The sequence below is a fragment of the Heliomicrobium gestii genome (genome assembly GCF_009877435.1).
GTDB lineage: Bacteria > Bacillota > Desulfitobacteriia > Heliobacteriales > Heliobacteriaceae > Heliomicrobium > Heliomicrobium gestii.
The window spans coordinates 1-9639 of record NZ_WXEX01000026.1 but is presented as its reverse complement, the minus strand read 5'-3'; the positions used below and the strand labels follow the sequence as shown (position 1 = coordinate 9639).

At 57.1% G+C, this 9639-nt stretch carries 10 protein-coding genes and 2 tRNA genes; 2 read left to right on the top strand and 10 right to left on the bottom strand.

What is annotated here, in order from left to right:
* From GTO89_RS17210 to GTO89_RS16720, 8 genes are all read right to left on the bottom strand, one after another.
* On the bottom strand, positions 1-408 hold a 408-nt coding region (locus GTO89_RS17210; RefSeq protein WP_207708940.1), incomplete at its 3' end, for a hypothetical protein.
* Between the two features lie 100 nt (positions 409-508).
* Positions 509-1231: a TIGR00266 family protein gene (locus GTO89_RS16750; protein ID WP_161263237.1), complete on the bottom strand. Its 723-nt coding sequence runs from the start codon at positions 1229-1231 to the stop codon at positions 509-511.
* A 137-nt stretch (positions 1232-1368) separates the two neighbouring features.
* The gene (locus GTO89_RS16745) at positions 1369-2823 is read right to left on the bottom strand and encodes a glycogen synthase (RefSeq protein ID WP_161263236.1); all 1455 of its coding nucleotides are present in this window, start codon (positions 2821-2823) and stop codon (positions 1369-1371) included.
* 194 nt (positions 2824-3017) lie between these two features.
* Positions 3018-3473, bottom strand: a complete 456-nt coding sequence (locus GTO89_RS16740; RefSeq protein WP_161263235.1) for an N-acetyltransferase — start codon at positions 3471-3473, stop codon at positions 3018-3020.
* Positions 3474-3498: 25 nt separating this feature from the next.
* Positions 3499-4329: a deoxyribonuclease IV gene (locus GTO89_RS16735; RefSeq protein WP_161263234.1), complete on the bottom strand. Its 831-nt coding sequence runs from the start codon at positions 4327-4329 to the stop codon at positions 3499-3501.
* 155 nt (positions 4330-4484) lie between these two features.
* Positions 4485-5912, bottom strand: a complete 1428-nt coding sequence (gene thiE, locus GTO89_RS16730) for a thiamine phosphate synthase (RefSeq protein WP_161263233.1) — start codon at positions 5910-5912, stop codon at positions 4485-4487.
* Between the two features lie 148 nt (positions 5913-6060).
* Positions 6061-6783, bottom strand: coding sequence for an endonuclease III domain-containing protein (locus tag GTO89_RS16725; RefSeq protein WP_161263232.1), 723 nt, complete (start codon positions 6781-6783; stop codon positions 6061-6063).
* A gap of 144 nt (positions 6784-6927) precedes the next feature.
* Positions 6928-8130 (bottom strand): ABC transporter substrate-binding protein, encoded by a 1203-nt coding sequence (locus tag GTO89_RS16720; protein ID WP_161263231.1) that lies wholly within the window; start codon positions 8128-8130, stop codon positions 6928-6930.
* A 203-nt stretch (positions 8131-8333) separates the two neighbouring features.
* Between GTO89_RS16720 and GTO89_RS16715 the strand changes: the two genes are divergently transcribed.
* Both GTO89_RS16715 and GTO89_RS16710 read left to right on the top strand, forming a co-directional pair.
* Complete coding sequence (locus tag GTO89_RS16715) at positions 8334-8723, top strand: DUF1540 domain-containing protein (RefSeq protein ID WP_161263230.1); 390 nt, start codon at positions 8334-8336, stop codon at positions 8721-8723.
* A gap of 103 nt (positions 8724-8826) precedes the next feature.
* Positions 8827-9018, top strand: a complete 192-nt coding sequence (locus tag GTO89_RS16710) for a hypothetical protein (protein ID WP_161263229.1) — start codon at positions 8827-8829, stop codon at positions 9016-9018.
* A 367-nt stretch (positions 9019-9385) separates the two neighbouring features.
* On the opposite strand, the gene GTO89_RS16705 is transcribed toward GTO89_RS16710, so the two are convergent.
* Positions 9386-9460, bottom strand: a tRNA-Gly gene (locus GTO89_RS16705).
* A 1-nt stretch (position 9461) separates the two neighbouring features.
* Positions 9462-9548, bottom strand: a tRNA-Leu gene (locus GTO89_RS16700).
* Between the last annotated feature and the right edge of the window lie 91 nt (positions 9549-9639).

The window sequence follows — 9639 nt, the reverse complement described above, 5'->3', positions numbered from 1 at the left end:
AACATGCGCCAGATGCGTAATCGGCAACGAGACAACTCCCGCCTCTCGCTCCGAAGACCAGGGCGGCACAACGGCCAAGCTCTCTCGGTCCACTGTAGTGTCAACTACGGCGAAGGGAGTCTCATGATCCTCTGTGTGTTCACGTATATAGGTACGCGCCAAGCCCACAGATGCGATCAGCAACCCTCCCCCCACCAGGAAAAGGTAGGGGCTGGGCAATAAGGCAATCTGAGGAAAACTGAGGGTGATTAGCCACATCAGCGTGCACCCGACGACCATCAGCGGGAGTTGGCCGAAGGGCGTCCCCTGTAAAAAGCGCCACCACGACCCCAGCAACAATGCGCTTAAGATTAAGATAAAACCGATTAGCGCAAGCATCGTCAGGACATTCACCTCGCGGGCATTCAATATGGCGTACCCCGATGCTTATTTTTCGACACACTTCGATTTTATCCTTCATCATGACCTATTCTTCAATTTGTCTTTTAAAACAATTCAATCAATCAAATCAATCATCGAAAAAGTCTGTCAAACTTCCGATACCACCTGACGATTCCCGCTTCCCGGCATGAGCCAAAATCCGTCCCGCCAGGTTGGCCAGGGTGATGGTCTGCAACCACACACGACCAGGACCGGTCAATGTGGTCAGAAAAATCCCTTCCCCGCCAAAGATGACATTTTTAAACCCTTTGACAAACTGAATGTCCATCGAAACGGACGATTCGATCATAGCCACATGACCCGTATCGACCAACAGTCGCTCACCGGGAGCCAGTTTTTTCTCGATGACCTCACCGTCAATCTCCACAAAAGCCATGCCCTGCCCCGAGAGCTTTTGCATGATGAAGCCTTCACCGCCGAAAAAGCCTGTGCCGAGTTTGCGTTGAAAAAAGATACTCATCTCGACCGACTCCTGCGCGCATAAAAAAGCATCTCTCTGGCAGATCAACTCATAGCCTTGCACAAGTTCAACGGGCAATACCTTACCCGGCGCCGACGGGGTAAAGCCGAGATTGGCCGAACCGCCAACCGCTTCGAAGAAGGTGTATGTCAGCGATTCCCCAGACAACATGCGTCCCAGCGATTTTAACAATCCACCCTTGAAATTGGTGTCCATACGAACATTGTCCGACATCCAGGTCATGGCGCCCGATTCCGTGTAGATGCGCTCCCCCGATTCGAGATCAATATCTAAGGCTTGCATGGTCGTACCTAAAACCTGATAGCGCACATCCGCCCTCCCTACCACAATATTCTCCATTTTAGTATAAACCTTGTCCAATTCAATGGACAAGGTTACAATTTCGAGATATTGCCTTGTCGCCTTTCTGCCAGGTACTACCCCCGTTCACCCTACGCTGACGCGTCTTACACCTCAAGGTTGACCTTCCGCCTTGCCCGTCCGTAAAGCTCCAGGTATTCATCAGCCGACCTGCGCCAGGAGTGATCCAACCCCATCACCTTGGCGACCAGTTCGTTCCAACGCCTCCCCTGCCAGTACAACGCGAGCCCCCTGCGAATGGCATCAAGGAAATCTTCCGGCGCATAGGCTTCAAAGACAAGACCATTGCCGTTCGGGAAACGGACATCTGTGACGGTGTCGGCCAAACCGCCAGTGGAGCGGACAATGGGGATGGCGCCATAGCGGAAGGCGATCAGTTGACCAAGGCCGCATGGTTCGAAGCGAGAGGGCATGAGGAAAAAGTCACTGCCGGCATAGACCCGCTGCGCCAGCGGTGAATCAAAACCGATGAAAAGACCCACCTTCTCCGGAAAATGCTGCTTCAATCGCCGGAAAAGGCCCTCATAACGGGGATCGCCCTGGCCCACGACGGCCAATTGCAGATCCTCCTCAAAGAGCGCCTCTTCAATCCCCTCAAAGAGATCGATCCCTTTTTGGTCGACCAGCCGGTGGACCAGCCCCAACAGCGGCGCATCGGACACCGGCAGGCCGAGTTCACGCTGCAGTTCCGCCTTGTTCCTCTTTTTCCCTTCCATGTTCTCTTGCGAAAAGTGGTAGGGGATGTGCGGGTCTGTGGCTGGGTCGTAAACCTCCACATCAATCCCGTTGACGATCCCGAAGAGATCATTGTGACGCAGTCGCAGCAACCCGTCGAGTCCCCAGCCGTATTCGGGCGTTTGAATTTCCTCCGCATAGGTCCGGCTGACCGTGTTGATCACATCGGCAAAGACCAGACCAGCTTTCATGTAGTTTACCTGTCCATGAAACTCGACGGCGCCCGGACGGAAGAGATCATCGCGCAACCCGATGAACCGGAGGCTATTTCGTCCGAAATGGCCCTGATACTCCAGGTTATGAACCGTCAACACGCTGGCGATCCGGCGATAGGCGGGATGATGACGATATTCTTCTTTAAGCAAGGCGATGGCGGGGCCGCACTGCCAGTCATTGAAATGCAGGATGTCGGGAATAAAATCGATCGGTTCAAGCATTTCCATGACGGCGCGAGAAAAGAAGCCCCACCGGTCGCCATCATCGCCATACCCGTAGATATTCTCTCGGCCAAAATACTGGTAGTTGTCGATAAAGTACACCGGGACGGCGTTTCCACCGGGAAGCGCCTCGATCCGGCCCGCCCGGATCACCGCCGTCTCCTTGCGGGCGTCGATCTCCACCAAGTGATCCGTAATGTAAGCGCCCTTGGGGATCTGTCCATGACGGGGCATGGCGACTCGAGCGTCGACACCCAACGAATTGAGGGCGCGAGGCAGCGAACCGGCTACATCGGCCAGACCTCCGGCCTTGGCAAAGGGGACAACCTCAGCAGATACAAAGAGAACCTTCAACGGTTGTTCCGTCACGGCCAATCCCTTCCTTTTCGTTCCCACCGGGCCGTGCTTGCGCCCCTCTCGTTCTGAGCAGTTGCAAGCGCAGCGGATGTAAGACAGAACTACAAAAAGGACCGTCTTTCGGTGGTATGTACAAGGACGCGATTTGACATAGGAAAGGGGCGGTCCGGCGCACCGGGCAGGTATCCCATAGGGGGCGTCTTCGGCTACTTGACGTGAAGCAACATGGCGACCTCATCGCAGTTGGGGAATTTGGGGCAGTCGATGCATTCCTTCCAAACCTTATGGGGCAATTGTTCTTTCTGAACCACCTCAAAGCCGCACTTGCGGAAAAACCCCTCCTGATAGGTCAGGGCAAAGACACGGTCAATCCCCAGGTTTTTAGCCTCCTCGATCAGCATCTCCACAATGTCCTTGCCGATACCGCGTCCACGGGCTTCCTTGCGGATGGCCAAGCCGCGGATTTCCGCCAGATCCTCCCACAGGATATGCAGCGATCCCGTTCCGATGATCTGCCCTTCCTCCACGGCAACGGTGATGTCCCGCAGCCCCTCATAGAGGAGACTGCGCGACCGGGCCAGCATCAGCCCTTCGGCAGCGCTGTCGCTGATCAAGCCATGAATATCCTCCACATCGTGCATCCGGGCTTTGCGCAAAATCATGTTCTTCCACCCTTACCTCTATAGTTTATTGATTTCGAGTCGACCGCATCCAGGCAATTTCTCGACGATAGTCATCGATCTCGCCAGGTGTTTCCAGGTTGAGCGGCAGCCCCTCCAGAGCGGCGTGATTGAGCAGCGCCGCCATGGCTTCACTGCCGATCAGCCCCTGTCCCAACAGGGCGTGGCGGTCCTTATGGGAAGCCAGAGGCTGCTGGCTGTCGTTGATGTGCATCGCCTTTAACCGGTCGATGCCGACGATCCGGTCAAAGGTGGCGAGGACGTCAGCGAAATCGCTTTTCACATCATAGCCGGCGCCAAACAAGTGGCACGAGTCCAGGCATACGCCCACCTTCTCGGGCGTCTGGAGGCCGTCGATGATCGCCCGCAGCTCCTCAAATCGTCCCCCCACCTCGGTGCCTGCGCCAGACATCCCTTCCAGCAACACCGTTACCCCCTGGTCGGGCCGGAGCACCTCGTTCAGCGCCTGGGTGATCCGATCAATGCCCGCCGCAATCCCCTGGCCCACATGGCTGCCGGGATGAACGACGATATAGGGAATCTGCGCTGTGGCCATCCGGACAATATCCGCCGCCAGCGTCGTCTTGGCAAAGCTCCATGTCTCCTCTTTGGGGGCCGCCAGGTTGATCGTGTAGGGAGCGTGGGCAACCAGGGGGCCAAAACCATGTTCTACACGCAGCTGTATGGAACGGGCAATATCCTCCGGATCGAGGGCTCGGGCCGCGCCGCCGCGAGGATTGCGTGTGAAAAATTGGAACGTCGTTGCTCCAATGGAAAGAGCCTCCCGGACGGCGGCCTCAAACCCTTTTGAAATGGATAAGTGCGCTCCCAAATACAAGCGTTCATCCCTCTTTCTTTGATATCGTTGCGGTATCGGCGTCTTCGTTGCGGTATGGAGCATCTTATTGGAGGGGTTTGACGAGCACCCTTCTTCCGTCAAGTAATCACTTTAAACAAAGTCGCCCATTGTTCCTGCCCCAGCGTGATTTTTTGCTACTCTTGGGAGAGCACTGATTTCAGTCGCCGGGCTGCCTGGGCCACCGCCGTGCCGAACTGTGCAGCCCGGTCTGGCTCCTGAACGACAGGCGCCTGAAATAGAGCCGAAATGACCGCTACGCCCTGGCAGCCCGTCTGCTGAAGCCCAGTGATTCTATCGGCTGTCAGTCCGCCAATGGCGATAACAGGAATGTCAACGGCCTGGCAGATCGCCTGCAAGCCGGAAACACCCAAGGGGTCGGCGTCAAGCTTTTTCGAGGTTGTTGGGAAGACCGGCCCCGCTCCCACGTAATCAGCGCCAGCCGCGGCCGCCGCCTGGGCCTGGGCGATGTCTCGGACGGTGACGCCGATGAGTCCGCCGGGCCACATCCGGCGGGCCACCTCAGGCGGCAAGTCTTCCGCGCCGAGGTGCACGCCGTCAGCGCCGGCGGCCTGGGCGATATCAAGGCGGTCATTGACAATAAACAGTTTCCCCCGGCGCGCGGCAATCTCTCGCACGATTTGGGCGCGTCGCAACAATTCGCCCGTGGACATGTTCTTCTCCCGCAGTTGGATGAGATCACAGCCACCGGCATAAGCGGCATCGGCCATAGCCGCCAGCGTCGCCTCGTCGGGGGCCTGCTCTCGCCCGATGATCCCATAAAGCAAACCTGACGGGCCAGTGACACCAGCCCTGGTTCCATTTTTATTCGGCCGACCAGCAGTTGTAACCATCGTCGCGACAGCCACAGTGGGTGTGACGGCAATCGCTGAAGGCGTCAAGGTATCCGCAGCGGCTGTGGCAGCCGAGGCGACAGCGATGGCCTTCGCCGCCGCCGCCGGGTTGGCAGCGGCCATGATCGCCGACATGACGGCAACCCCTGCGGCGCCGCACCGCCCGATCAACGCGGCATTTCCGCCGGTGATCCCGCCGATGGCGATCACCGGAATGGGCGAACGTCGAGTGACCTCTGTCAGCGCGGTCATGCCTGCGCCTGCTTTGCCCGGTTTGCAGGTCGTTTCAAAAACGTTTCCGAAGAGAAAATAGTCGAGATGGTGGGCTTCGCCGGCATTGACGAGCGCCTGCGCTTCCTCGGCGGAGTGAATGGAACGGCCCAATAACATGGCCGGACCGATAATGGCGCGCGCTTTGGACGGCGGCAGGTCTCCTGCGCCGAGATGGACCCCATCGACCCCGGCTGCCATGGCGACGGCCACATTTCCATTGATAATCAAGGGCGCCCCGGCGGGCCGCGTCAGCGCCAGCAGTTGCTCCGTCAGTTCCAGCAACCGCTTCCCTTCCAGATCTTTTTCTCGCAAGATGACGGCATCGACGCCGCCTTCAAGCGCCCCGGCAACGACACTTTGCAAATCCCGCTCAGCCGCGCAGAGCCTTCGGTTCGTTACGAGCACCAGCGGCGTCTCAAGTCGCCCTTTCTTCGGCAAGCATTCTGGATTCCGTAAAAACCCTGGCCGGAAACATCGCTTTATGAAAAATCCCTTGGACAGGAATCCCTTGCCGTTGCGTGCTGCCTCATTCCCGATTCCTTTACATCGCATGGTTACACTCCCTTTGATTCCCCTGATGCCGCTCTTATTCCTGCGTTCCCTCGCTCCGCATGGCGATGGCATTCTCCTCTTCGCCCCTCAAGGCCTGTCCGGCAAAGGCGCAGCATTCTCCCAGGGGACAGAGCGCGCATGACGGGCTTTTGGCCAGACAGAGGCGGTTGCCAAGGCAGTCGATTTGCGCATGATACTCCTGAAAAAGTTTCAGTTCCGGCGCAAGGCGCTCCGTAAAAAAGGCCTGCATCTGGTCATAGCTCGCCTGCTCGGAGAAGAAGCCCAGGCGGGAAAAGACGCGTCTCGTGTAGGCATCGACGACAAATATGGGCTGCCCGGCGCCATAGAGGATGATGCAGTCAGCCGTCTCCTTGCCGATCCCTTTGATGGCGAGCAACCGTCGGCGCAATTCTTGCGCCTCCAGGGACAACAGGTTTTCCAATTCCCCGCCATATTCCTCGACGATGAGCCGAGCGAAGGCTTGCAGCCGATCGGCTTTTTGGTTGTAATAGCGGGTGGAGCGGACGAGAATGGCCACTTGTTCCTTCGGCGCTTCGGCCAAAGCTTGGATATCGAGCAAACCGGCCGGCTTCAACTGATCGATGGCAGTGACGACATTTTTCCAAGCCACATTTTGCGTTAAGATAGCGCCGATGACCATCTCCACAGTGGTATCGGCGGGCCACCAGTGCCGGGGGCCGAAATGATCGAGCAGGCAGTGATAGATGCGGAGCAGTTGATCGCGTTGATGATTCATGACCGTCATTCCCCCTTAGCATGGCAAAAGCGGGGCAAACCGCTTGGGTCCGCCCCGCTCCGGATTCATTCCGTTGAACGAGTCACTTTGCCGAGGCAATCCGCCTCTGCCATCACATCTGGGTCCGCCTTCGACGTGAATCGGTTAGCTCTTCGGCGTGATCTTATCTTTGAAGGTAAACTTGCCGTTCTTCACTTCTACGACGACGGCCGATTTGACAGGGTTGTGTTGGTTGTCAAAGCTGATCGTGCCGGTCACGGCTTGCAGGTCTTTCGTGGCGATCAGCGCTTCGCGGATCTTCTCGGGATCGGTGGAGTTGGCGCGCTTGATGGCGTCGCAGACGATCGCCGCAGCGTCATAACCGAGAGCGCCGAGGGCTTCCGGGTTTTCGCCGTACTTGGTCTTGTAAGCGGCCATGAAGTCCTGCACGCGAGCCGATTTTTCCTCTTCCGAGTAGTGGGTGCTGAAGAAGGTGTTGTTCAGGTTCTCGGCGCCGGCGATTTTAGCGAGCGTCGGCGAATCCCAGCCGTCACCGCCCAGGATCGGCAGGGGCATGCCCAATTCACGGGCCTGCTTGACGATAAAGCCGGCTTCTTCATAATAACCGGGAACGTAGATCAGTTCGGCGTCGGCGCCTTTGATCCGGGTGAGAACGGAACGGAAATCCTTGTCGCCGGTCACGTAGCCTTCCTCGGCCACGACTTGACCGCCGTTTTTAATGAAATAGTCTTTGAAGGCCTTGCCGGAGCCCTTGCTGTAGGGGGACTGGTTGTCCACGAGCACGGCGGCCTTTTTCAGTTTTAGCGAGTCAAGCGCGTACTGGGCCATCACTTCGCCCTGGAAGGGGGCTGTAAAACAGGCGCGGAAGACGTAATCGCGGGTCTTGCCGCTTTCGTCGACAGTTACCTCAGCCGCAACAGCAGAGGAAGAAATGACAGGCGTTTTCTTGTCGTTCGCCAGTTTGACGAAACCGACCGTGGAACTGGAGGCAGCGCCGCCCAAAATCGCGACGACCTTCTCCTGGTTGATCAGGCGGGCCGCCACGTTGCTGGCCTCACCGGCTTCAGACTTGTTGTCGAGGGAGACAAACTTGACTTTTTTGCCGAGCAGGCCGCCCTTTTCGTTCAGGTCATCGATGTAGAGTTTGATGCCGTTGACGGCTGCGGCGCCATAGGTGGCGTTGCCGCCTGACAGCTCGTAGTTGCCGCCGATCAGGATCTCGCCGGCTTCCGCCGTATTTTGAGGCCCTTTTCCGGGCGTGCAGCCTGTTAGCAGGCTAGATGCCAGCAAGCCGGCGCTGACGAGCAGGGCCAACGGGAGCGCCCATCTTTTACGTTGGGAATGCATCCATGTTTCCTCCTCTTTTAAGATATCATGCACTATGTTAACAGATTCTTACTCGCAATGCTACGAGAATCTTTCAAGAATACCGCATTTCTCCACTTGCGCTTTAAGGATCTCCATCACAGCGAGCGAGGCCTCTCCCTGTCCCGTAGACATACATAGATTCGAGCGCTTTCGTCCACATTACCCCTAGGAGGTGGTTCGCATTGGGGAAACCGGATGTGGTCTGTGAGGTGTCCACTTGCAACCATTGGTTGCCGGGCAAGATCTGTGGCGCCGCCAACATCGATATTTTAAATGAACAAGGCGACATGCCGAAGGCCTCAGAAGCCACGAAATGCAAGACCTTCAGCAAGCGCGGGTTGGGAACGATGGTCGCCTCTTTCGACAACACCAACTGGGGCGGCGTTCTATCGGAAGCTTTTGTGCCAGGGAAACAGGCTGTGCCATCGATTACCTGCACCGTACAGAACTGCAATTTCTGGGATGCCGGGAACCGTTGCAACGCCACCGGAATCTATGTAACCGGGGGCGGCGCCAACAATGACGTCGAAACAGACTGCCATACCTTCGTCCAACGGGGAGCGGATCGGTAAACGACGGCGTCCCCGGAGCCGCCGCGACGACCGGCGGCTTACATATTTTCATCGCGCCGGTAATATGCTTTTATGGACCCTGACCGATATTGGGAGGTGCGCGATGGCCATCATCATCCCTTTTCCCCGCCCCCACCCAGAAGGCCGGTGTGAGGATTGCGCCATGGCCTCCTGGTGTTACACCGATCCGCCGGAACGGGCTGTCGTCAGCCGGGTTCATACGGAGGAGATGACGCGCGCATTGGAGGAGTGCCTGGAACGGGTGTGGGTGCGAGAAACCCCCAACCTCGAGTAGAGGCGGGGGTTTTTCTCACTTCTCTTCTGGAATTGGTTCCAGACCATACCCGGTTGAGTCGTTTCTCAGGCGAATGCCGTCTTTCTTTTTGACGCGATCCGTGCCCGGCAAGGCCGGGTTGACATAGCTGCGCCCCGTCACCCTCTACCGGCAGGGTTCCGGGGCGTAGGGCCTTGGCGTCTTAGGCCTAGTATGGCATGAAGCAAGAACCCCCATGCCTGAGTAAACATAAAAAAAAACCACCTTCCGGTGGTGTTAGCCAGTGGTCGGATTCGAACCGTTCGGAAAGGATGCCACTGTCCCTTCCAGCACCTGCTCACTGGTTTTCGTTCTTCTCTATCTAAATTTGTACACAAATGATAACAAATGGAGCGGAAGACGAGATTCGAACTCGCGACCCTCGCCTTGGCAAGGCGATGCTCTACCGCTGAGCTACTTCCGCATGGTGCGGTCGAGAGGACTTGAACCTCCACAGCCTTGCGACTACTAGAACCTGAATCTAGCGCGTCTGCCAATTCCGCCACGACCGCGATATATTAACATTATAATAGAGGATAGCGTGGAAATCCAGACTGAATTGTTTACCAACCTAAGTTTTTTCGGTTGCTCTATACAATCCGG

Bases quoted from the DNA above. Each gene is read 5' to 3' on its own strand.
- GTO89_RS16740 (WP_161263235.1), bottom strand. From the start codon at position 3,473: ATGATTTTGCGCAAAGCCCGGATGCACGATGTGGAGGATATTCATGGC.
- GTO89_RS16725 (WP_161263232.1), bottom strand. From the start codon at position 6,783: ATGAATCATCAACGCGATCAACTGCTCCGCATCTATCACTGCCTGCTC.
- GTO89_RS16720 (WP_161263231.1), bottom strand. From the start codon at position 8,130: ATGCATTCCCAACGTAAAAGATGGGCGCTCCCGTTGGCCCTGCTCGTC.
- GTO89_RS16710 (WP_161263229.1), top strand. From the start codon at position 8,827: ATGGCCATCATCATCCCTTTTCCCCGCCCCCACCCAGAAGGCCGGTGT.